At 69.5% G+C, this 23,735-nt stretch carries 18 protein-coding genes and 1 pseudogene; 5 read left to right on the top strand and 14 right to left on the bottom strand.

Annotation, left to right across the window (positions count from 1 at the left end; all coding sequences use genetic code 11):
• Positions 1-30: 30 nt before the first annotated feature.
• The 6 genes from ABGB10_RS16700 to rpmB form a co-directional block, all read right to left on the bottom strand.
• On the bottom strand, positions 31-792 hold the full coding sequence (locus tag ABGB10_RS16700) for a class I SAM-dependent methyltransferase (RefSeq protein ID WP_347661763.1): 762 nt from the start codon (positions 790-792) through the stop codon (positions 31-33).
• A 111-nt stretch (positions 793-903) separates the two neighbouring features.
• On the bottom strand, positions 904-2,094 hold the full coding sequence (locus ABGB10_RS16705; RefSeq protein WP_347661764.1) for an aminotransferase class V-fold PLP-dependent enzyme: 1,191 nt from the start codon (positions 2,092-2,094) through the stop codon (positions 904-906).
• A 1-nt stretch (position 2,095) separates the two neighbouring features.
• Positions 2,096-3,415 (bottom strand): pyridoxal-phosphate dependent enzyme, encoded by a 1,320-nt coding sequence (locus tag ABGB10_RS16710; RefSeq protein WP_347661765.1) that lies wholly within the window; start codon positions 3,413-3,415, stop codon positions 2,096-2,098.
• Entirely contained in the window at positions 3,412-4,755 is a 1,344-nt protein-coding gene (locus tag ABGB10_RS16715) for a Y4yA family PLP-dependent enzyme (RefSeq protein ID WP_347661766.1), read from the bottom strand. Before ABGB10_RS16715 ends, ABGB10_RS16710 begins: the two co-directional genes overlap by 4 nt.
• A gap of 629 nt (positions 4,756-5,384) precedes the next feature.
• Positions 5,385-5,690: a 30S ribosomal protein S14 gene (rpsN, locus tag ABGB10_RS16720; protein ID WP_347661767.1), complete on the bottom strand. Its 306-nt coding sequence runs from the start codon at positions 5,688-5,690 to the stop codon at positions 5,385-5,387.
• Positions 5,690-5,899 (bottom strand): 50S ribosomal protein L28, encoded by a 210-nt coding sequence (rpmB, locus tag ABGB10_RS16725; RefSeq protein ID WP_347661768.1) that lies wholly within the window; start codon positions 5,897-5,899, stop codon positions 5,690-5,692. The genes rpsN and rpmB overlap by 1 nt, the downstream gene beginning before the upstream one ends.
• Before the next feature lie 186 nt (positions 5,900-6,085).
• On the opposite strand from rpmB, the gene ABGB10_RS16730 reads away from it, so the two are divergent.
• On the top strand, positions 6,086-7,381 hold the full coding sequence (locus tag ABGB10_RS16730) for a GTP-binding protein (protein ID WP_347661769.1): 1,296 nt from the start codon (positions 6,086-6,088) through the stop codon (positions 7,379-7,381).
• A 292-nt stretch (positions 7,382-7,673) separates the two neighbouring features.
• On the opposite strand, the gene ABGB10_RS16735 is transcribed toward ABGB10_RS16730, so the two are convergent.
• Together ABGB10_RS16735 and ABGB10_RS16740 are read right to left on the bottom strand one after the other, a co-directional pair.
• Complete coding sequence (locus tag ABGB10_RS16735; protein WP_347661770.1) at positions 7,674-8,090, bottom strand: transcriptional repressor; 417 nt, start codon at positions 8,088-8,090, stop codon at positions 7,674-7,676.
• Positions 8,091-8,269: 179 nt separating this feature from the next.
• A pseudogene (locus ABGB10_RS16740) lies at positions 8,270-8,954 on the bottom strand (transposase family protein).
• A gap of 109 nt (positions 8,955-9,063) precedes the next feature.
• Between ABGB10_RS16740 and ABGB10_RS16745 the strand changes: the two are divergent.
• From ABGB10_RS16745 to ABGB10_RS16755, 3 genes are all read left to right on the top strand, one after another.
• Positions 9,064-9,459, top strand: coding sequence for a VOC family protein (locus tag ABGB10_RS16745; protein WP_347661771.1), 396 nt, complete (start codon positions 9,064-9,066; stop codon positions 9,457-9,459).
• Between the two features lie 176 nt (positions 9,460-9,635).
• A complete protein-coding gene (locus ABGB10_RS16750) occupies positions 9,636-10,400 on the top strand; it encodes a hypothetical protein (protein WP_347661772.1) in 765 nt (254 codons plus the stop codon).
• Positions 10,401-10,688: 288 nt separating this feature from the next.
• Positions 10,689-16,067, top strand: a complete 5,379-nt coding sequence (locus ABGB10_RS16755; RefSeq protein ID WP_347661773.1) for a hypothetical protein — start codon at positions 10,689-10,691, stop codon at positions 16,065-16,067.
• A 51-nt stretch (positions 16,068-16,118) separates the two neighbouring features.
• Here the strand turns inward: ABGB10_RS16755 and ABGB10_RS16760 are convergent, their stop codons facing one another.
• The 4 genes from ABGB10_RS16760 to ABGB10_RS16775 all read right to left on the bottom strand — a co-directional run bounded on the left by ABGB10_RS16760 (position 16,119) and on the right by ABGB10_RS16775 (position 18,516).
• Entirely contained in the window at positions 16,119-16,616 is a 498-nt protein-coding gene (locus ABGB10_RS16760) for a hypothetical protein (RefSeq protein ID WP_347661774.1), read from the bottom strand.
• Positions 16,616-17,134, bottom strand: a complete 519-nt coding sequence (locus ABGB10_RS16765; RefSeq protein WP_347661775.1) for a SigE family RNA polymerase sigma factor — start codon at positions 17,132-17,134, stop codon at positions 16,616-16,618. The genes ABGB10_RS16760 and ABGB10_RS16765 overlap by 1 nt, the downstream gene beginning before the upstream one ends.
• 122 nt (positions 17,135-17,256) lie before the next feature.
• Positions 17,257-17,556: a hypothetical protein gene (locus ABGB10_RS16770; RefSeq protein ID WP_347661776.1), complete on the bottom strand. Its 300-nt coding sequence runs from the start codon at positions 17,554-17,556 to the stop codon at positions 17,257-17,259.
• Positions 17,557-17,862: 306 nt separating this feature from the next.
• Positions 17,863-18,516 (bottom strand): DUF4304 domain-containing protein, encoded by a 654-nt coding sequence (locus ABGB10_RS16775; RefSeq protein WP_347661777.1) that lies wholly within the window; start codon positions 18,514-18,516, stop codon positions 17,863-17,865.
• A gap of 225 nt (positions 18,517-18,741) precedes the next feature.
• Between ABGB10_RS16775 and ABGB10_RS16780 the strand changes: the two genes are divergently transcribed.
• On the top strand, positions 18,742-21,954 hold the full coding sequence (locus tag ABGB10_RS16780; protein WP_347661778.1) for a DNRLRE domain-containing protein: 3,213 nt from the start codon (positions 18,742-18,744) through the stop codon (positions 21,952-21,954).
• A gap of 84 nt (positions 21,955-22,038) precedes the next feature.
• Here the strand turns inward: ABGB10_RS16780 and ABGB10_RS16785 are convergent, their stop codons facing one another.
• Positions 22,039-22,266: a ferredoxin gene (locus tag ABGB10_RS16785; protein ID WP_347661779.1), complete on the bottom strand. Its 228-nt coding sequence runs from the start codon at positions 22,264-22,266 to the stop codon at positions 22,039-22,041.
• Positions 22,263-23,492 (bottom strand): cytochrome P450, encoded by a 1,230-nt coding sequence (locus ABGB10_RS16790; RefSeq protein ID WP_347661780.1) that lies wholly within the window; start codon positions 23,490-23,492, stop codon positions 22,263-22,265. Before ABGB10_RS16790 ends, ABGB10_RS16785 begins: the two co-directional genes overlap by 4 nt.
• Between the last annotated feature and the right edge of the window lie 243 nt (positions 23,493-23,735).

Raw genomic sequence — 23,735 nt, forward strand, 5'->3', positions numbered from 1 at the left:
CCGCGGCGCTCGGGACCGGGCGGTCGGCGTTCAGGCCACGGCCGCCAGCGCCGCGTGCCTGCCACATCGCCAGAGAATCCCGGCCTGGTCGAATCCGGCCTCACGGGCGGTGGTCGCATGCCATGACGCCGGAGCGGTGAACTCGGCCGGCAGGCGGGTCCCGAAGATCGCCTCCCGCTGTGCGAGTAGCGGGCGCAACACGTCCATCTCCCTGATGTCGCTCCACCACTGCGCCCAGGCCAACTCCGCAGCGGCTTCGTTCGGGGCCGGGTTCAACGCGCCCATCAGGGACGGGAGCCCCTCGTCGGGCATGAGGTCCGCGACGATGAGCAGTCCGCCTGGGGTCAGGCAGCGACGGGCGTCGTCGTAGAACGCACGCACCTGGGCCAGTGGCAGGTAGTGCAGGGTCATGACCACCGTGACCAGGTCATAGCCGCCACCCGCACGGTCCACCCAGCCCGACGTCGACAGGTCACCCTCCAGCGCCCGCACCTCGCCCGTCAAGGCACCGCGTGCCAGCGCGAGCAGAACCGGATCGATGTCCATGAGGGTGATCTCTGCGTCGGACCACCGCCGCGCCATTCGCTCGGCCAGGAGCCCGGGGCCGCCACCGAGGTCCAGCACCCGGCCGGGCGCCCGCCCGCCAACAGCCTCGGCGACACGACACAGCGTCTCCTCAAGACTGGCGAGGTGCGGCACGAATCCTGCCATGACCTGGGACCACGCCTCGCGCCACCGGACGATCTGCGTTGGGTCGAGCACGGCGCCGGGCGCGCCGGTGGTCGCTGCCATGGGTGCACTCCGGGACGACGCGCGGACAGGAGGGCTACACGATAACGGAAGCCATTTCCGACAGGATAGGCGATCCGAGCCGGCAAAACCGCGCATCGCGGTGCGTGTCCGTCAATCGCGGTCGAACTCGACCAGGACCGACAGGAGCCGGTCGATCTCCTCGGCCGTGTTGTAGACGTGCAGGCTCACCCGTACGGATGCCGTCTTCTCGCCCTGGTCGCCCTGACAGTGACCGTCCGCGCGGACCAGAAGCCCGTGCGCGGCCAGGATGAACCCGAGGTCGTTCGACCCGATCAGACGGTGGCGAAAGGCCACGATGCCCTGGCGCTGCTGCACCGGGGCGTCGGCCGCCAGGCTGCTCTGACAGCCCAGCACCTCGACGTCGGGCAGCTTGCGCAACCCCTCGGTGAGCCGCGCGCCGAGCGCGGTGTTCCATCGGGCGACCCGGTCCAGTCCGGCGACGTCGAGCCAGTCCAACGCGGCGACCAGGCTGATGATGCCACTGGTGTTGGGTGAGCCGCGCCAGCCGGCCGGCGCGTACGCCGGACCGCGCTGGTTGCGCGCCCAGATCGCGCCGCTACCCGGCAGCGCCATCGCCTTGTGCCCGGAGAACACCACGAAGTCGACATCGGTGGTCGCGGTGGACAGCGGCAGGTGCCCCACGCCCTGCGCGGCGTCGAGACAGATCGGGACGTTCGGTCCGGCTACCGCCCGCAGCCTGTGCACGTTCATGTCGTTGCCGTAGACGTGGTGCACGTGGGTCGCGGCGATCAGGCGCGTCCGATCGTTGATCATCGCCGCGAGCCGGTCGGTGTCGTAGTCGTGGGCGGCGTCGTAGGGCATGGCCCGAACGCCGATGGACGCGCCCTGGCGACGCAGCAGCTCCGCGGTCTCCAGCCAGGGCTCGTTGTTGGCGGCGTGATCGGCGAACGGCACGATGATCTCGTCGCCGTCGCGCAGCTGCGGGGCGAGCCAGTCGCGGGCGATGGCGCGCAGACCCTCGGTGGTGCCACTGACGAAGTGCACACCCGATCGCTGCGGCGCCGGATCGTCGAGGAACCGGCGTATCCGGTCGCGGGCCTGCTCGATGCGGGTGGTGGTCCGGTTCGCCCACGGGTACGTGCCCCGGGCGGCGTTGGCGTTTCCCGTCGTCAGATACGCCAGGACGGCGTCGAGGACGGCCTGCGGCTTCTGCGAGGTGGCGGCGCTGTCCAGGTACGCCACGTCGGGGTTGGCGGTGATCAGCGGGAACTGGGCGCGCAACGTCTCCTGCCACGGGCGCAGCTCGTCGAGAACGTCCATCTCAGTCGCGCACGAGCTCGGCGCCGGCGTCGCGCCAGGCGATGATCCCGCCGTCGAGCGAGCGCACGTCCGGATGACCCATCCGGGTCAGCAGAGCGGCGTAGCGGGCGGACTTCTCCCCCACCGGGCAGACCAGCAGCACCGGCTGGCGGCGACCGAACGGCAGCCCGCCGTGCAGCATTTCGGCGAAGAGTTCGTCGACGATGTTGATCGAGCCGTCGATGTGCAACGCCTGGTACGCGAACGGGCTGCGAAGGTCCACCACCAGCCCTCGGCGCTCGGTGATCCACCGCTCGGCTTCCGCGACATCGACGGTCGCCGCCTGCCGCACCTCCGCGTCGGTCACCGTACGGACGGAGTTACGCCGTGGCGGCCGACCGAACAGCTCGGGGCGTCGCTCCCGCAGATAGCTCATGTAGCTCTCGACGCGGTCACAGACGATGAAGACCGCCGTACGGCGTTCGGTGAGCTGCGCGTCGACGGCCCGCAGATGGCGTACCGCGCCCTGGTAGGCGCCGCCACCGGTCGGCCCGGCGAGCGTGCCGCACCGACGTACGAGAGTCAGCAGGCCATCGATGGCGTCGTCAGCGGTGATCGTCTCCACCGTGTCGTAGACGCCGGGGTCGAACAGGCCGACCTCGTGCACCTCGTCGATGGTGCGAATCCCCGGAATGAAGTCGGACTTGTGCGCCACCAACCCCACGACGCGCACGTCGGGGTTGTGCTGGCGCAGCGCGGTCGCCACGCCGGTGGAGGAGCCTGCCGTGCCGACGCAGGCGATGAAGTAGTCCGGGGCTCGGCCGTCGAGGTCCTTCACGATCTCCGGGCCGGTGCCGTTGAGGTGCGCGTCGACGTTGAGCTCGTTGAAGTACTGGTCGGTGTGCAGGTAGCCGCGGCCCGATCCGGCGAGCCGGTGGTACATCCTGGTCAGCGGGTCGTCGGTGTCGGTGGGGTCGAGGCACTCGGCCTGCCCGGGCAGCTCGTCGATCTCCGCGCCGAGCAACAGCAGCAGGTCCTTGATCTCGGCGACCTTCATGCGGTTGGTGACGCTCTTGAAGCTGAGCCCGTGCATCCCGGCGATGACGGCGAGGGCCTTGGCCGTGTTGCCGCTCGACAACTCGACGACGGTGTCACCGCGCTCGACGGCCTGGGCGAGCAGGGGGCGGGCCATGTTCCACGCGGCGCGGTCCTTCAGCGAGCCGAACGGATTGAGCAGCTCCATCTTGGCGTACAGGTCGATGTTGCGCAGACCGTGCACCGCGGGGTCGATACGCACCAGCGGGGTGTTGCCGATGGCATCGGTCATGGTCTCGAACCTCATGGCGCCTCCGCACGATGGTGAACGGGCCAGTACTGCTCGTCGAGGCACCACCGCCACGCGCCGTCGTCGCGGTAGAGGGCGACCTTGCGGCCGATCGGCTGGCGCAGCGCGTGGGTGGCGCTGAAGTCCATGAGGTAGCCGGCGGTGTTGACGAAGGCCAGCAGGTCGCCGGGGCGGGGCCTGGACGGCAGGAAGACCTTGCGTCGGGTGATGAGATCCGCTTCGAGACAGAGGTTGCCGAACAGGTACACCCCCACCGGTCCTGGGCCGGCCGGAGTCGTCCGGTGCACGACGACCGGGTCCATCAGGACGCCGTGCTCCTCCAAGCTGACATCGCGTGCGTTGCAGTCCAGGCGCACGATCGTGTCGCCGTCGGCCTCGTCACGCACCTCCAAGACACTGGCCAGGACAAGGCCGCACTGGTCGAGCAGGGCCCGACCCGGCTCGACGTGCAGGTCGTACATGTTGTCCAACAGCAGTGTGCCGAGTGGGCGGCGCTGCTCGGGCGCGCTGGTTCGCAGCAGCCGATCGAGGTACGCGGGGCCGGAGACGGGCCGGTGAGCGGGGTACAGGTTCAGCGAGCCCCGAACGTGGCCACCCTCGGCGCGCAACCCGTAGCCGTGCCCGTTCCAGGTCAGTGGCGCCCGCCGGCCGAGCACCGCCTCGGTCAACGCGGAGGTGTACTGCTCCCATTGCGCACCGTCAGCGAGGTAGTTGACGCCGAACCCACCGCCGATGTCCACCGACCATGGCCGCAGACCGCGTCGGCGGCACTCGTCGAGCGCGCCGAGGCAGCCCTCCAACGCGACAGCCTTCTCTGGCAGCCCGATCGTGTCGAGGTGAAACGCCACTCCGACCAGATCCAGGGCGTCGGCGTGTTTCTCGATCACGTCGAGAACCTCGCTCGTCGCGGCGGCCGACACCCCGAAGCGGCTGCGGCGACTGCCGAGTTGCACGCCTGTCGAGGTGAAATTGGACAGGCGTGCCATCACCCGTACGCGCGGCAACGACCAGTCCGCGACCAGTGCGGCGAGCGCCGCCAACTCGCCGACCGAATCGGCGCTGACGGTGACTCCGGTGCGCGCACACAGCCAGAGGAACTCCTTGTTCTTCGGCCCGGTTGCCATGATCCGCTGCGGCACGAAGCCGGCACCGAGCGCGTGCTGCAACTCGGCGAGCGACGCCACGTCGATGCCCGCGTCGGTGGCGGCGAGTTCTCGAACCAGGGCGCTGGATCGGTTGGCCTTGTGCGCGTAATAGATCTGACCGGAGAGGTGGTGGTCGGAGAAGACCGACCGGAATGCGGCGACGTTCTCCGACAATTGCTGCGGCAGAATCACGCCGAGTGGAGATCCCATCGCGTCGGCCAATTGTGTCAACAGGACGGTTTCGTCGACTGCCGACCGCAGTGTCGGATCGATTTGCGGAGCCAGATGAAAGGGCAATGCGACTCCTCAGCTGAGTCGTGGCGCCACGCCGCCGCCACCCCTCTCGCCGAAAAACCCTTCGTGACGACGGCCTGCTTCAACGTAACCGATGTTCCGACGCCCGCCAAGAGGCGGCAGACGAGCGACTGGACACCTTGCCGCCACATTAACGAATGCGCATATGTGGCGACGCTCGTCAATGCATGCGTCGACAATCCAGCGGAACCGACGAACACCACGCGAAGTCATTGCCTTCTCCTGCCGCACCGGGCACGCTGAACAATCGCGGCAGCCGATGCCGGATCGACGACTCAGCCTTCGGCGCAGGCCGCACCGATGCCCGACGCTCCCTCCGTGTGGCCCAGGGGGCAGGTCTCGCCGTACCTGTCACCGGCGATGTCGATCCGCCAACGCCCGCACGACGAGGGTCGAAGCCGGCGGCCCTGGTCGGCGCGCGACGCCTACCAGAAGCAGGCGCGCGCGTGTGCGCCGGCACCTTTCAGCACCGCGTGTACCGGCGCGCGGTGGTACATGTGCTGACATCACCAGGACGCCTTGCGCACGCCGGGCAGCTCGCCACGTAGAGCCAGCTCGCGGAACCGCACCCGGGACAACCCGAACCGGGTGAGCACCCCGCGCGGGCGGCCGTCGATCTGGTCGCGCGAGCGCAGCCGGACCGGACTGGAGTCCCGCGGCAGCCGGCTCAGCCGGCGCACCGCCTCGGCGCGTACCTCCGGGTCGGTGTCCGGATGGCTGACCAGCCGCTTCAGCTCCGCCCGCCCCTCGGCGTGCCGGGCTACCTGCTCCTCGCGGCGCGCCTGCCGATTGACCAGGCTCTTCTTGGCCATCAGCGGGCCTCGCGGAACTCGACGTGCCGGCGCACGGTCTTCAGCGCCTTCGTCGTCAGGGTGAGGCTGACCCATCGCCGTTCCGACGGCAGCCAGTAGCGGTGGTTCTGCAGGTTCGGGTTCCACCGGCGGCGAGTACGCCGGTGGGAGTGGGACACGGCGTTGCCGAAGCTCGGCTTCGCGCCGGTGACGTCACAACGTCGAGACACAGTGAACGCTCCTTGCTGACTGAACGATAACGACAATGGTTTTCAGTTCTACATCATCCGTTCGGGCAGAGCTGCCCCGGGTCGCCGGCAGCAGGCCCGGCCACGCCTCTCGGGCCGCCATTCGCCTCGCCGGCTTTCGTGTGCTTAGAATGACAATCGTTTTCAAGTATGTTTGAGAGGAGTGCGATGTCGTCGTCACCACAGGCCCCGACCCACGTCGTGACAACGGAGGCTGACACGCGGCCGTCGTTGACGGTGCTGTCCGGGTTCTGGCCAGCGCCGACGTTCGCCGTCGCTCGTGCGCTGCTCGCCGCCGACGAGTCACTGCTGCTGGTGCGGCACGACCTCACCGGGATCCGCGACGGCGTCGTACGTCGGGTGGTCCGCTCCAGCGCAGGCATCATCGAGGACGAGCAGGTCGACCTGAGGCGCGGCTGTATCTCCTGCACCCTGCGCGAAGACGTGCTGCCCACCCTCGTCCGACTCGCCCGCGACCATCCCGGCCAGGACCTGGTGCTGATGCTGCCCGAAGTGGTCGAGCCGGAGGCGGTCGCCGCCGCCTGCGCCCACTGCCTCGTCGACGGCGCACCGATCACCGAGCTCATCCGCGTCGACTCCTACGTCACCGTCCTCGACGCCGAACACCTACTCGACGGCCTCGCCAGCACCGACGGCCTCACCGCACTCGGCATCCAGGCCGCGGACGACGACGACCGCGCGCTCGCCGACGTCGTGGTCCGCCAGATCGAGTACGCCGACACCCTGCTGCTCTGGGGCCAGTCTCGGGAGGGCGAGTTCGACACCAGCCGGCTGTCGGTCCTGCTGCAGCGGATGGCGCCCTGGGCGGTGCACATCCGCGTCGACGGTGACCTCGTCGACGCCAGCGCCCTGACCCGCCAACTGCGTCACACCGATCGGCACCGACCGGAGACCCCCGGGCTGCTCGTCCGCGGCCTGCAGGGTTACACGCTGGGCACCCACGATCCGGAATCCGACTGCGGTGTGGTATCCGCCGTCTTCCGCGCCCGCCGTCCGTTCCACCCGCAACGCCTGCACGACGTCCTGGAACAGGTAAACGTCGAGATGATCCGCTCCCGAGGCCACCTCTGGTTGGCCAGCCAACCCGACACCGTGGTGGCCTGGGAGTTCGCTGGCGGCGGTCTGTCCATGGGCTCGCTCGGACACTGGCTGGTGAGCCTGCCCGAGGACCGCTGGGAGCACGTCGAAGACCAACGCCGTCTCGCCGCCGCCCTGGACTGGGACCCCTACTACGGCGACCGTCACCAGCACCTGGTCTTCATCGGCCTCGACGTCGACCCCGTCGACCTGCACCGGACCCTCGCCCGCTGCCTGCTCACCGACGACGAACTCGCCGACGGCGAAGAAACCTGGCGCACCTACCACGACCCGTTCGCCGGCTGCTTCGCCCTTGGGACGGAGGAACCGGCCGACACCGACACCGACGGAGCGCAACCCGCATGAAGCCCGGAATCCACCCCGACTACCGACCCGTTACGCCCGCCGCGGGGCGCAGGGCAGGTGACCATCGGGGTGCCGGTCGACTGGACCGGCCCCGCAGCTGGTTCACGCCACCCACCACGGTCGGGTCCGGCACCTGACGGTCGACCGCCATCTGGTTGCCCCAGCGACCGGATCGCCGTCGACAGCGCGAAGTCAGCAGATCGCCGGAGGGCGCTCGGCCGACTTGGAGCGGCCAGGCCGGATTCTGCGGATTTCTCCCCGCCCTGGCCTCAAGAAACGACCCGTTGATCGCTCAGCGCACGCACTCGGCACAGGTGCCGAAGATCTCCAAGGTGTGACCGACGTCGACGAACCCGTGCTGCACGGCAACCTGGTCGGCCCACCGTTCCACGGCCGGCCCGGCCACCTCGACCGTCCGCCCGCAGTCCCGGCAGACCAGGTGGTGGTGGTGTTTGCTCTGGCTGCAACGGCGAAAGAGCTGTTCGCCGCCCGGCAGCCGAGTCGAGTCGATCTCACCGGCATCGACCAGCAGCTGCAACGTCCGGTAGACGGTGGTGAGGCCGACCCCGGCCTTGCGCGCCAGCAGCATCTGGTGCAGTTGCTGCGCCGAGTGGAAACCCTCGACCTCGCGCAACAGCGCCAGCACCTCTGCCCGCTGTCGGGTGTTCCGGGTCACACTCGGCATCGCCTGCTTCACCGTGGCCGCCATCCTCCCGTGATTTCGGCCGCCGCCGGCCTGCCGCTTCCGACACATCGCCTCGCTGCCGGTCGGACCATTATGCGTCGTCGGGCATTACCGCCGCCGCGCCCTTTCCTGACCTGCCGATTCCCCGTGGTAAGACAGTGAACCCTTCTCGGTAACGACTCGTGACGGTTCGTGATCTTCGGTCAGGCGGTGCGGCCGTGTTCCAGCTGGAGCAGGACGAGGGCGGCTCGGGCGATCCGGGTGATGCCGCTGGGGGTCGAGGCTGACCCGGCGCAGGGCCTTGAATGTGACCTTGAGCAGGGCGTTGGCCCGCTCGGCGACCGCATGGACGCCTCGGATGATGGAGTTGAACGCCCGCTCCTCGTCGTCGAGTTCGCTGCCCTTGGGCTTCTTGACCGGGTGACGGAAGCCGTCGCCGGCGTTCTCGTAGCCGAGGTCGGTCAGGGTGGGGATGTCCAGGGTGGAGGCGAGCCGGTTGAGGGCGTCGACCAGGCCGTGGGTGCGGGCGCAGGTGGTGTCATGCTCGCGGCCGGGGCGGATGACGGTGCCGTCCAGGTTGAGATGGGTGTAGGCGGCGGCAGCCGCCCGTTCCAGCGCGGTAGACAGATCCGGGGCGTGGTCGGCGAGCACGGTCAGCCGTTCGTGCAAGTAGCGGTACGCGGTGGGCACCGTAACCCCGTTGTCCCAGGCGAGTTGGGCCAGCCGGGTCCCGTCGACGAACCACCGCAGCACCAGGACACCCTGCTTGAAGACGCCCAGAGCGCGGGTCCCCCTGCGGGTGCCGAGCCGTTCGCGGTGCTCGCGCAAGAGTTGGGCAAGAGTCTCGGCGGTCTCCCTGCCGACGTCGAGTGTTGCGGTGTAGGTGATATTGGTCAACGCGTGAAGCCTCTGGGTTACGGAACGTGATCTTCGCAGACCTGTCGGACGGGCGGCCTGGCCAATACTCTGAGCCCCGCCCGCACTATCTGGGAGAGTCATGACAAGTAGGTTCACCGAGTTAACCGTTGACTGCCACGATCCGGAGAGACTCGCGGCCTTCTGGTGCGAGGTGCTGGACTTCAAGGTGATCGACCGGAGCGAGGGCAAGGTCGAGATCGGCTCCTGGGTGCCGACCGTTGAGGATGTTCGGGCCCGCCAGATGCCGCCCACACTGCTGTTCATCCAGGTGCCCGAGGGCAAGACCGTGAAGAATCGACTCCACCTCGACGTCAGTCCGATCGACGGCAGCACCGAGGACGAGGTGACCAGATTACTCGGCCTCGGTGCCACCAAGACGGATGTGGGCCAAGGCTCAGACCGAAACTGGGTGGTCATGGCAGACCCCGAGGGCAACGAGTTCTGCGTCGTACGCACCCTGGCACCGCAGGCCTGAGGCCACGAGCGGCACCTACCCCCCGTCACACACCGCAACCGTCTCGTTGCCGAGAAGACCTCAGTGCAGGTCGGCCCGTTGTGAGATGCGCTGAGCGCCTGGGTGCGCGATTACGGCGGCGCGATCATCCCCGGCACTCTTATCCTCCTGTGGCGTTTGGCTGGCACGATGGCCCGATGGCGACAGAGCCCTATGGACCACCTACGGATATCGCCAGCTATGGTGCGGCTCCCCCGAATCCCTACGGTGCCTACCAGGCTGCTGACGGGTTGGGCGGGATAGCGGCACCTCTGCTGGCGGCGGCAGCGGTCACGCTGCTCGGCCTGGTGCTGCAGATCGAGAACGCCCTGAGGTGGCCGAGCCTGTCTCTGCTGCTGTTCGGGGCGGCGATCATCCTGCTGTTGCGGGCGGTTCAGTCGCACGGCCGCGCTCGTGGCTATTCGGTGACACCGAGCGAAGCTCTCGCCTGGTATCCGGACGCCGCGGACCTGCAGCGGCGTCGTGTCGTCCAGTGGGAGTTGCGACGTCACCAGGCCGCGTGGCGGTTCTGGATCGGCCGTGCCCGCCGCCACTACAACCTGGGGGTCCTGTTCCTGCTGATCGGTGCGGCAGTTCTCCTGGTGCCGGCCGATCCGCGGAACCTGACCGGTACGCGGTGGGCCGCGATCACCGTACTCGGGTGGGGATGCGTGGCGGAGACCATGGCGATCCTGATCGCCTGGCGTCGCCCTGGTTGGTGGGCACGGTGGTGGGCTGCGGACGCGGATCGCCGCCGCCCGGTGCGGTGGCTCAACCGGTTGATCCGCTGGGTCGCCCCGCCGGATCCCCCGGTGCCTCCGCAGGATCCGGACCTTGCCGAGCATCCGCGTCCCGGGCCGGCGGATCCGCCCGGCGGCGGCCGGGCCGCTGACGGAAATCCGACACCACAGCCGGCTGCCTGACTCCAACCGGGCGATCTCCGGTGATCGCCCTCGATGTTCGCCCTGGCGGCGGTACGGGCAGGTCGTCCGGGTGCCGCCGCGCTACCGACGCCGGTCGTCTCTTTCCTGCCAGATGCCGGTGAACCGGCAGGTGTCGAGGTGTCTGGCCTCGGGCGGGACCTGACAGATGGGACACCGATCGGGCTGTTGCGGTGGCCAGTCGCGGCTGGGTTCCTCTTCGGTCACCGTGCCAGTGTGGAGGCGCACCGTTCACTCGACAACCGCCCTTTGAGCGATGGGGAGAGTGCCGTGGTCGACACCGCCCAGCAGACGTCGGTACGACGGTTGGACCTGTGCGCTGTCGACGTGCTCGATCCGCTGCACTGGCGATGGGTGCTGGTCGATCCGGGCACCGGTCGGCAGCTCGCCGAACACGTCGTCACGCTCGACCGACGGCGCTGGGAGGTTGCCGCCTTGACCGACCTGCACGCCTACCTGAGCTGGCGCGCGGAGCCGGACCGGCGGGTGGCGAGCGCGGCCGAGGTGGTGGCTCGGCTCGGCGAGTTCATCGCACTGGAGGTTCTTGGCCCGGCGGTCATGGCGGAGCTCGGCGGACACACTCCGGTGCGCCTGCGGATCAGGGTGGCTGAGGCGACGTTCCTGACCGCGCTGCCCCTGGAACTGGCCCACCTGGACGGCGTCCCATTGGCCCGGACCGAGAGGGTGCAGGTGTCGTTCACGGTCACCGCCGACAGCGTCCACGCGAAGATGCCATCGGCTACCGGTGTACGGCTACTGGCGGTATTCAGCCTGCCGACCGGGACGACCGCGTTGCGGTTGCGCTCGGAGCGGCAGCAGCTGACTCAGCTGATCCACCAGCTGGACCGCCCGGTCGAGGTGGAGATCGTCCAGTGGGGCGTGACCCGCGAGGTGCTGACCGACCGGATGGCACGCGACGGTGGCCCCGACGTGCTGCACCTGTCTGGCCACGGGCGGCAGAGCAGGCTGCTGTTGGAGGGCCCGGGCGGTGCGCCGGACGAGGTCGACGCGTCGTCCCTGGTGGACCTACTCCGTCCGGGTCATGGCCGACTGCGGCTGGTATTCGTCTCGGCGTGCGAGTCGGCGGCTACGCCACCGCGTTGGGTGGATCTCGACAAGCCCGGAGCTCAGGTGACGGATCTCGCCGGCGCGCCGGCCAGTCTGGGGGTGCGGCTGGCACGTGAACTGGATTGCACGGTACTGGCCATGCGCTACCCGGTAACCGACGATGTCGCCGGCGACCTGGCCATCGCCTTCTACACCGGTCTGATCGACCACGGATTGGATGTTGGCACGGCGGCGGCGCAGGCGGTCCGGAAGGTCGCCGCGGCGGGTGTGTCGGCGGCCCGGCCGGCACTGTCGCTGGCAGCGCCGGTGCTGATCGGTCGGGATGACGTCAGCCTGGTCGGAGCGGACCTGCTGACCGCGCCGGCGAGTGCACAGCTGGTCTCCGCCGACCCGCTGACGGGGTCCACCTCACCGCCGAGGCCACCGTCGGCTGGGTCCACGCCTGCAGCGCCGGACCGGTTCGTCGGCCGGGAGCAGGTGATGACGATGGCAGGGGCCGCGCTGGGGCCGGACAGCGGCACCCCGGTCATCGTGCTGACCGGGATGGCAGCGCTGGGCAAGACGGCCTGCGCGGTGGAACTCACGCACCGGCATCGGGCCGAATTCGACCGGGTGGTGTTCTGGTCAGCTCCCGAGCGGGACGTCGACCAGCAGGACACGGTGACTGCCTTCCTCGACACCGTCGACCGTGGTGTCAGTGACGCCGTGGCCTCCCCACTCGCCGCGGCCGACGATCGGCAGGGGTGGCCGAAGGTGGCCGCCGAACTGCTCGACCGGTGCGACCGGCACCGGACCCTGCTCGTGCTGGACAATGCCGAGTCACTCCTGACGGCGGACGGGCGGTGGCGCGATCGACGGTGGTCGGACCTACTCACTGTGCTCGCCACCCGCTCCGGACCGACCCGGCTGCTGGTTACCAGCCGGATCCCGCCGGCCGCACCCACCGGTGCCGGGGTACGCCAGATAGGCGTCGAACCGTTGTCCGACAGCGAGGCGGGGGCCCTGGTCCGGCAACTGCCCAACCTTCGGCGGCTGCTACACATCGATGACCCTGCCAGCTCACCCGGTCCAGCCGGCTCGATGTCGGCGGACGAATCGACGTACCGGCTGGACCGGGAGCTGGTGACTGCGGTGCTGGCCGCCGCGCACGGTCATCCGAAGCTGCTGGAGCTGGCCGACGCCGCGGCGGTCGAGCCGGCGGAGCTGGCCCGCCTGCTCCAGGTGACCGGCCGGCCGGCCGCCGACGAGCAGTGGCTCGGCGAGACGCTGACGAGCTGGACCCGGGAAACGGTACGGCGGCTCGATCCGGCCGCACTGCTGGTGGTGCAGATGCTCGCGGCGGTCGAGCCGGCACACCGTTTCCCCGGCACCCTCCGCGTGGCCTGGGCCGACCTCTGGGGGGCGGTGGGTCGGCCGGGCGCGGCCCCACCAAGCGATGGGCTGTTGTCGGTGCTCGTCGCTGCCGCGTTGACGCAGCGGCGGACCCTCACGGGCACGTCGGCGCCGGCAGGTGCCGGCGTGGTAGGGGCCACCGACGTGATCCGGTACGAGTTGCACCCGACCGTCGCTGCGACGGTACGGGTCGACACGCCGGCGCACGTCGCCAGCGCGGTGGACCTCGTTCTTGCCGACGCCTGGCAGCAGGTCGCCCGGGCGCAGGAAGCCCGCGGTGACCGGGAAAGCACCTCGGTGGTGGTCGGCGCGTTTCTCGCGGCGGTGCCGTACCTGCTCCGGCAGTCGAGCTTCGCCCGCGCGGCCGGATGCCTCGGCGCGGCGCTGGTCCGCGACACCAGCCCGCGGACCGCGCGGACCGCCCTGTCCTACGCCGCCGCTCTGGACCCTGCCACACCCGGACGGGACCTGGTCGTCGCCATGGCGCTGCAACCCCTGGACCCGGTCGAGGCGGAACGGCTGCTGCGACAGGCGTTGTCCACACCTGATGAGGAGGTCGCAGCGGTCGCCGCCGGCGCCTTGGCCAACCAGTTGCACCAGCAGGGACGGCTCGCCGAAGCGTTGGAGCTTGCCGAGCGACATGAGCAGTTGGTTCAGCGCGCGGGTCCATGGAGACGGGCCGGAGCCCGGGTGACGCGGCTGCAGGTGATGCACGAGAGCGGCCAGGCCGGGCGTGCACTGACCGAGGTGACGAAACTCCTCGACGAGCTGCGTACCTTGTCGACGGAGCCGACCGCCGCCGACGGGCCGCCGGAGGGCGAAGTGGCGTGGCTCGTTCGGCAAACGGCCCTCAGCCTAGCGGTGAGTGCCGCTCTGAGCCTGGAACTGTGGCAGGTCGCGCTCGACCACAACCAGCTTCTGCTGGACAGCGTCCAACGGCGGGGGGCGGCCGAGGCAGAGGTTGCGTTCTTCTGGTTCAACGACGCCAACGCACTGATTCAGCTTGGTCGCTTCGACGAGGCGCGGAAGGTGCTGACGTACTGCCAGCGGGTCTTCGACGAGCACGGCGCCGAGCTGAACCTGTCCCGGGCGATCGGCGCCCGGGCCCTGCTCGCCGCGAAGCAGGGCAACCTGACCGAGGCGGTGGCCCTGGAACAGACCGCGCTGCGGCTGGGCTACCGGCATCCGCTCGCCGCCGACCTGGCCGCCGGCCACCAGATGCTCGGCAACCATCTCGGGAAGCTCGGCAGCGATCCGGCCGGCCAGCTCGGCCACCACCTGGCCGCCGCGCTGCTGACCCGGGTCACCGGTTCGGCCCTGCTGACCGCGTTCCTGCACCCGGTCGCCACCGATCTGCACACCTACGGGCAGAGCTGGCTGCCGGCGGACCTCGCGGCGCTGGCGGCCCGGGTAGAGCGCGTCGACGGCGTGCGCTTTCTCGAGGTGGTCCACGCGCTGCTCGCCGCCGATCCGGCGGAACAGGACCGCATCTCTCGGGGGGCCGAGGCGTCGGAGCAGTGTCGCAGCCGGGCCGAGGAACAGTTCCATGGACTTCTCGGTGACGTCCGGCGTGCCGCCGAAGAGCAGGGCTTCGACCTGACCGGGAATCTGCTGCGCTGGGAGGGTCTGATGTCGATGATCGCCATGGCGGCGGCGGGTGACGTGCAGGCGAATCGGCAGCTCACCGCGATCCTGCAGCCGATGAGGCCGGGAACCGACGCCGGCGGGACAGCCGCGGCGATCCGTCGGGTGGTTGGCGGCGAGCGCGACGCTGCCGCCCTGGTCGCCGAGCTTCATCCAGCCGACGCCGCCCTCATCCGCCGAGTGCTGGAGACGATTCGGTGGCGGGAGAAAGTGCGGGGCCGCCCGGAGGACGATCGGTTGGCCCTTACCGAAGCCGACTACCGCGCTGCGGTGGACGCTGACGATCACGTGCGGGCGGGGCTGCGGGCAGCGGAGCTCAGCGGCCTGCTGCGCGTCCGCAAGCAATTCACCGAGGCGCTGCCGTACGCCGATCAGGCCATCGCGCATCGTCGACGAGCTGGATTCGGGCTCTGGAGCCAGCGATTCGATCTCGGACGGCGACTACAACTCCTCAACGACCTGCGCCGCTGGGAGGAGGTCCTCGCGGAGCTGGCACCGCTGCGCAACGAGTTGCGCGGTGAACCGGACCTACCCAGCCGCACCGACCCGGTGAACCCGTCGACGGTACGAGACCAACTGCTGACCCTCGGCTTGCTGGCCGCAGTTGCGCTGCGCCACTGGGAGCTGGCCCTCGAATTCCACGACGATCTCGCGGCGAACATGCGGTTGCGCGGCGCGAGTCGCGTCGAGCTCGCCCTGCACAAGCTGGACCGGGCCACGCTGCTGAGTCCTCTTCGACGCATCGCCGAGATCGGAGAAATGTACGACGAGGTACGAGCGGTGCTCTCGGACAACCTGGACCGGGAGACTCGAGCGGAGTTCGACGTGGCGTTGGATCGGGCCGCGAGATCGCTGGCACCAGAGGCGCCGTGGCGTCGGCAGGCGCTGGCCGACGCGTACGACGGGATGGACAGCCAGGACGTCAGCCTTCCACTGATCGCGCTGGAGCACTACTACTTCGCGAGCGGTGACGGACCGGCCAGAACGCCGACCGCCAAGGCGTCGCATCTGCTCGCTTCGGCGGTCGTCTGCACCCTGGACGGTCAGGACGCCTCGGCCGACCTGACGATCCGGTACCTGGCACCACACCTGTACCAGCCCGACGGCACCCGTTCCATTCCCACCCTGGACAGCATCGTCGCCGTCGTGGAGGAGGTGCCCGGCGTACGGTTCAGGGAACTTGTCACCGAGGTAATCGGCACCCCGCCCCGGGCGGAGGCGGCGGTCGCCGACGCGGTGCAAGCGGCGTACCGAATCCCGGTAGCCGAGTTGTTCGGCCTGGACCAGGTGGTCGCGGACCACGAGACGGTGATCGCCGCGGTGGCGGCCGCTCACACCGGCACGCTGCGGCAGCGAACGGCCTGCGAACCGCTGCTGGCCGAACTGGCGACGAAGCCGGACAGGGCGCCACTCGCTGCGGCACTACGCCGGGCGGCGGCCGGGAACCTGCTGTCGGTGGACGAGCAGGAGGCGATGCACCCGGTCCACGCGGCGGTCATCGGCGCGCTGCGCATCAGGATCGACAGCATCGGCCGTCAGGGGTGACCCACCGGCCAGCCGCGCTCGCCGCCCTCGGTCGCTGAACCACCGATGGGGTCAGGAAGTGCAGAACGACGCCGGCCCGGTCAGGCCGAGTTCCTGGCAGTCCCATCCGGTGCCCTGGTCGTGGAATCGCCAGCCCGTGCCGGCCGTGTAGTGGAACAGGTAGATCACGCCGCTGGCGTCCGGACGCCGCACGTCGGCCGCCGCCCACGTCTCGACGCACTCCACTGCCCGGGAAGCGAATGACCAACCCGCCGGCAACTCGACCAGGATCCCGAGGGTCTGCGTCGACGGACAGCTGGAATTCTGGCGTCCGTCACTGGTGTGGGTGGATGCGGGTGGCGTCGGAGGGTCTGGCCGGTGGCGGGCGGCGAAGGCGACCGTACCCCCGATGGCGAACACCACCGCTGCGGCCACGGCGCCGGTGGTGACCGCCCTTCGTCGTTGTACCTGCCGCGATTTGAGCAGGGCGCGCTCGTACATGTCGGCGGTGCCGCCGTGCTCGCTCAGATCGGACATCGCCTGACGCAGCGGCCCGAGGTCGTCGGTCATCAGGCCTCCTCCATCACGGCCGAGAGCAGCTCGGGCGCTATCTCCCGCATGCGGGCCAGCGCCTTGCTGGTCTGACTCTTGATCGTGCCGACCGAGCACTGCAGCAGATCCGCGGCCTCGGCCTCGCTGCGGTCCTCGAAGAACCGCACCACCAGCACGGCCCGTTGCCGCTGGGTGAGTTGGGCGAGAGCCTGGTGCAGGGCAAGCTTGAGATCGGTACGGCGAGCATGGTCACTGCCGGGTTGAGCCACGTCGGCCAGTTCCCCGGGCAGGGACTCGGCTACCTTGCGGCGCCGCCACCAGCTCACATGCTGGTGGTACATGGCTCTGCGGGTGTACGCCTCGAAGTGCCCGGGATCATCCAGCCGGCGCCGGCCCCGATGCGTGCGGGCCAGAGCATCCTGCACCAGGTCCTCGGCGAGGTGCCGGTCGCCGGTGAGCAGGAACGCCGTCCGCAGCAACGCCGGCGAGCGGGTCCGAACGAACTCACAGAAAAGATCGTCTATGGAGTCCGCCATGCCCCGCTCGTCCCCCACGTACCCCAAATTCCTTCAGGCAGCGGCGGCGTCGATGCGGCCGGTTGGCTGTGGCGCACACCATAGCTGGTGTGCGTCACAGCAAGCGACCACGGTCAACCCGCTCAGGAGATGCAGAACGGCGCCGGCTCGCTGAGGCCGAGGTCCTTGCAGTCGTATCCGCTGCCCTGGTCGTAGTACTTCCAGCCCGTGCCGGCCACGAAGTGGAACAGGTAGACGCCGTCACCGGCGGTCGGGCCCTGCGGATCAGCTCCCGCCCAGTCCTTGACGCACTGGACACTGCCGAACGTCCAGCCCTTCGGAAGCTCGACCAGGGTCTCGAGCGTCGCCGCCGAGGGACAGTCGGCAACCCCGGCCGCACCGGTAGCTACAGCGGGCGACGCACTGGGAGCGCCAGTGGCCACAGCAGTCGACGTCGGCGCAACTGCGGTTGGGCTCGGGCCGGGAGTCGGCTCGGCGCCGCAGGCAGACACTCCGATCAGGACGGCGGCAACGGGCATCAGCAGAAGGCGACGTGCAGACATTTCCGGACCCCTATGGATCGTGCGATCACTGCTTACATCCGGGTACATGCGATCCATCGCCTGCAGGTTGCCGCCGACCAGAATATTTCTCCAGATCTTCGGCGACGCACGCCGGGCCGAGCAGACCGACAAAACGGAGCGGCGGCAGGGCCAGTGGCGAGCTCCCGGGACCGGCGGACGGTGGTCTCAGACATCACCTCTCACCACCGCCGCGCTCCCGCGCGATGTCGCAAGGCGACGCATGGCCCGGAAGAGGGGATCCTCCTCTTCATCCTCCTCCTCGAGATCCGGGTCATCGCCTGCCAGCGACTCGAGAAGCAGCTCCAACTCCCCCAGCCTGCCGGCCTCGGCGAGCAACCATGCCTTGACCTGCCATGTCGCGTAGCCCAGTCCGCCTTCCTGATCGGCGATGTCCTGCAGATGACCACGGTCGAGCAGTCGAACAAGGCCAGGAATCTCCTGACGGAGGACGTGCTCCAACTCATCGACGACCGCGGTGAGCGTCGCCTCGGAGTCGATCACCCAACGCTTGGACGTGTCGCCGAGCCGAGGATCGAACCGGGTCCGCCAGAGGCAATCCACCACTGAAGGCACCTCACGTTCCCTCGCCATGGCGCTCCGGCTCCAATCCCATCTGGCACTCATCAGGAATCCGGCATTGACGTAGAAGAGGCGCCTCGACCGGTTCGATGCGTCCGACGTCTGCACGTCGACCACGACCCAGTCACCAAGCGGCGACCGGAGCCGAAACTCCCGGCCAGCGGCAGAGAACCCGTAATCGGCAAGGGTGCGACCTATTTTCCTGACAACGACGTCGATCGGTGACCGAGATTTCACCACCAACTCCTTCGCCGGAAGCTCATCAGCACCGGACCGACAGAACTACTCCTGAACCATCACAGCCAAGTGAGCCATCCCGCGCAACGGGGTGGGTGCGGCGAGCGACTGCCCGGCCTTGGATCCGACTACCTCGCACCGTTCGTGGAAGAGCGGGACAGCCTCTTGTGACGACACACCGCCCTCGATACGGTCATCGCGCTCGTCACGCTTCAACGGGGGTTGTCTGTGTCGACTGTCATCACGCCTGCCCGCTGGCGCGCTCGGCTGACCGTCCTGGTGCTCGGCGCGTCCTGCCTCGTCGCCGTCTCCGCACCCGGCCCGGCCGCGGGGGCCGAACCAGCTGTCAGCCGATCGGCAGCCGGTCAGCTGGCCGCCATCGAACCACCAGCCGACATCGTGTCCCGGATCGCCGGCCGGCCGCATCCCCGGCTGCTCGCCACCGCGGAGACCTTCGCCAGCGCGCGCAACCGGCTCGCGACCGACAGCCGGGCACAGCGGTGGTTCACCGCGGTACGGGATCGCGCCGATCGGGTCCTCGACACCAACGCGGAGAAGCTGCCGACCAACGAGCGGTTGACGAGCGGGGAGGTCACCGCCGACGACGTGAAGCGCCGGATCTACGCGCTGGGTCTGGTGTGGAACATCTCCCCCAGCGGAGGGACCGACCCGCAGGAGTACGCCCAACGCGCGAGGGCGGAGCTGCTCGCCGCCGCCGGCCTGCAAACCTGGAACCCGCAGAGCAGGTTCCTCGACGTCGCGCAGATGACACACGCCCTCGCGATCGGCTACGACTGGTTCTACCAGTTCCTGTCCGCGAGCGACAGGACGACGATCCGTGACGCGATCATCAGGCACGGCATCGATGCGACGCTGCCCTTGCTGGGCGGGGGGAACTTCACCGCGCCGCACAACTGGAACATCGTCTGCAACGGTGTCGCGCTGGGAGCGCTGGCGATCGGCACCGACGCCGGCGACGCGGTCCGTACCAAGGTCAACGATCTGCTCGTCGGCAGCGTCCGCTCCATCCAGTACGGCATCGCGGAGTACGGCCCCGACGGCGCCTACGCCGAAGGTCCGGCCTACTGGCTCTTCGCCACTGAATACCTCGTCACCTGGCTGGCCGCCTTCACCACCGCGACGGGCACCGACTTCGGCCTCTCCGGCCTGCCCGGCCTGGCGAAGACCGGTGACTTCGCCATCCAGATCAGTGGACCCAAGGGAGCGCTCTTCAACTACGGCGACGGGGGTACGAGCTTCTACAACTCGCTTACCGCCGGGGGCCGGCAGGTGCCCTATCTGATGTGGCTGGCCCAGCGTCACCAGCGGCCCGAGTGGGCCGCCTGGGCAGCTGCCCGGGCCGACGAGGGGGCCACGCCACTGGACGTCCTCTGGTACGACCCGGCGACCGCCGCCGGAGCCACCCATCCAGCCGCGACCGATGCGTACTTCCGGCACGTGGAGGTGGCCACGGCGCGCAGCGACTGGGACGATCCGAACGGCGTCCATGTCGCGACGAAGGGACTGCGAGCCGGGTCGGACCCGGTTGCCGGCCACCAGAACCTGGACGCCGGTTCGTTCGTCCTGGACGCGGGTGGGACACGCTGGTTCGAGGAGCTTGGCGCGGACGACTACGACCTGGCCAACTACTTCACCTGGCAGAGCAACACCGGCGGCCGGTGGGACCATTACGTGAACCACCCTCAGGGGCAGAACACCATGCTGCTGGGTGCGGGCCCGACGCCGTCCACCGCGCTGGCCCAGGGCGCCCGGATCGTGTCGACCGGCTCCTCGCCCCAGCAGTGGCATGCCATCACCGACCTGACCGCCATGTACGGCGGCCGCGTGCAGCAGGCCCGTCGCGGCATCCAACTCTTCGACGACCGTCGGCAGGTGCTCGTCCAGGACGAGGTACGGTCCACCACGGCGATCGACTACCGGTCCTTCCTGCACACCCGCGCCGATGTCGTGTTGGCCCCGGACGGGCGCTCCGCGACCCTGCACCGGGGGGACGAGCGCCTCGCGGTGCAACTCGTCGGCCCAGCCGGTGCGACGATGTCCGTCGGACTTCCCGCCCCGATGCCGGGCAGCCCCAACCCGCCGGGGCAGAACTCCCAGTCGGGCCTCCGGAAGCTCGTCGTACACCTGCCCGGTGTCACCAACGCCACCCTGGCGCTGCGCCTGACCCCGTTGTTCGGCGGCGAGCAGCCGCCGGCGGCGCCCTCCCTGACGCCGCTGGCCAACTGGTCCCTGCCGGCACCACCGACGACCCAGTTGGCCGGGCTGAACGTCGACGGCGCGCCGGTGGCCGGTTTCACGCCGGACCGCTTCCGGTACGACGTGGTGCTCGCCCCCGGCGCCACCAGCCCACCGCAGGTCACACCGGTGAGCCAGAGCGGCGGGTACGCCCAGGTGAGCCAGGCAATCGAACTGCCCGGCACGGCCACCGTGGCCACCTACCGCCAGGACGGGGCCGCCGGCCCGACCTACAGGATCCACTTCCGGGTGCCGGGGAAGACCCGCGACTCGCTGCCCATCGCCTCGGTGACCGCAGGCGAGTACGCCCACCGGGCCGCGGACACCATCGACGGCGACCTGGGCACCACCTGGGCCGGCTCGACCCTCGACGTCGACCTCGGTGCGCAGCGCACCGTCGGCGCGGTGAACGTCGCCTTCGCCTTCGGCTCGCAGCGAAGCTTCGCATTCGACCTGCTGACCTCGACCGACGGCACCAACTGGCAGGCCGCCGCGACCAGAGCCGTCTCCTCCGCCGCCACGGACAACGCCGAGGTGTACCCGATCACGCCGACCACCGCCCGCTACGTGCGCCTCGTCGGGCAGGGCAACTCGTCCACCAGCTCCACGGTGGTCGCCGAGGTCCGGATCTACGCCAACACCACCGACGCGTACGCGGACATGCCGGCCCGCCGGATGACGCCGACCGCCGACGCCTTCGTCCGCTGTGGCAGCTACGCCGGCACCAACTTCGGCTGCGGAAGCCAACTGGAGATCCGCAACCATCCGAACGACCCGACGGTCGTAGCCGACTACCGGCGGTTGAGCTATCTCCGGTTCGAGCCGACCTCCGTCCCCGGCACGGTTCGCAGCGCCACCCTGTGGCTCTACGGTGGGATGGGTGCCGACCCCGACGCGGACTTCACCACGTCGGCCGTCCTCAGAGTGGACTCGCCGTGGAAGGAGAAGGACGTCACCTGCGCCGACCGCCCGGCGTTGGGCGCGATTCTCGGCGTGATCGGCTCGGACGAGCAGAAGATGTGGCGTCGCCTCGACCTCACCAGCTATGTCAAGGACCAACTGGCCGCCGGCAAGCCCATCAGCATCGGCGTCGCACAACTGGCGGCGGGTCACGGCCCGTGGGTCGGCTTCAACAGCAGGGAGGCCGGCTTCCAGCGGCCATTCCTCGAGTTGACGGTCTCCTGACCGAGGCGACCGCCTCGTCGCTGATCTGCCGAACTATCGCAGCTTTCCAGCTCATCGGCGCAGGCGGCCGGGCGCGATTTCGGGTCACTCCTGCGGGGCGATCAGCCGGTCATCGGTGGCGTCGCGGACCGTGATCGCCTCCACCGGGCACGAGTCGGCGGCGTCGAGGATGACCTCGGCCGGGGCGACGACGTCGGCCATCGGCGCGGACAGGCCGCCGACCAGGCGGAAGTGCTCGGGCGCGGTACCGGCGCAGATGCTCGTGCCGATGCAGCGGCGCGTGTCCACCCCGATCCGCCAGGCGGTGCTCACCAGGCCACCGGCATGCCGAGCAGGCCCCGCACCAACATGCCCCGCTTCCACTCCAGCTCGGCTTCCGGTACGGCGAGCCGCAATCCGGGCAGGCGAGTCACGAGGGTGGCGACGGCGACCTGCAACTCCATGCGGGCCAGCTGCGCGCCGACGCAGTGGTGCACGCCGTGCCCGAAGCCCAGGTGCGGGTTCTGCTCGCGGTCGAGATCCAGCCGGTCCGGGTCGGCGAAGACGGTACCGTCCCGATTCGCCGACGACAGTGAACCGAGAACCGGCTCACCGGCCCGGACCAGCACCCCGCCGACCTCGACGTCCTCCTTGGCGTACCGGGCGAAGGAGGAGCCGACGCCGAGCGGCACGTACCGCAACAGTTCCTCGACCGCGGCCGGCACCAGCGACGGGTCGGCCCGCAGCCGAGCGAGCTGGTCCGGATTGTGCAGCAGGACGTAGACGAAGTTGGGGATCTGGGTCACCGTGGTCTCGTGGCCGGCCGCGAGCAGCCCTCCGGCCAGCTCCACCAGCTCGGTCTCGCTGAGCCGATCCTGGTTCTCGTCGCGGGCCCGCACCAACGCGCCGAGCAGATCGTCGATCCCCGGCTCGCGGCGGCGCTCGGCGACCAGATCACCCATGTAGCCCCAGAGATTGTTCAGGTACTCCTGGATCGTTTCCAGGGGCAGGGAGGTGGTCGAGACGATCGCCTCGGACCATGTGTGGAAACGGTCGCGGTCGGCGTACGGGACCCCGAGCAGCTCGCAGATCACCTGGATCGGCAGCGGCGTGGCGACGTGCTCCACCAGGTCGGCCGGAGGACCGAGCCGAACCATGTTGTCGACCAGTTCGTCGGCGATCTCCTGGGTTCGGGGTCGCAGCGCCTCCACTCGACGTGCCGTGAACGCCTTCGCCACCAGCCGGCGCAGCCGGGTGTGATCGGGCGGGTCCATGGTCAGCATGCCGCTGTACTGCTGGCGCGCGGTGAGCCTGGGCTCGTCGCGCTGGACGGCCGGGGCGCGGCCGAACCGCACGTCACCGAGGACCGTACGGACGTCCTCGTACCGGGTGGCGAGCCATGCCTCCTCGCCGTAGGGGAGCTTTACCCGGGTCATCGGCTCGTTCTCGCGCAGCTCGCCATAGGTCGGATCGACGACGAGGCGGTCGGGCACACTGAACGGGTACGGCCGGGCGGGCGGAAGGGTTCGGCTCCCGGTGGTCTGCGCGCTCTCCGTCATCCGGATTCCCTTCGTCGAGACGGCGTGATCCTCGGGCCGGCACCACGTTCGTAGCGGCGGCGGATTGCCAGCATCCAGAGCTCTCACTACCGGCACACACATCGACGCTTGGTAATGTGTCGGTATCGGATCGTAGTCAACATCGTCGATGATCGCCATGTCGGCTGGCCTGTCCGGGCCCGCGCTGCCCCAACGACCGGACGCGGATGCCGACTTCGATCGACCCCTGAGCGCCCCTCGGGC

The organism is Micromonospora sp. B9E7, from assembly GCF_039871815.1.
In the GTDB taxonomy this organism is placed as follows: domain Bacteria; phylum Actinomycetota; class Actinomycetes; order Mycobacteriales; family Micromonosporaceae; genus Micromonospora.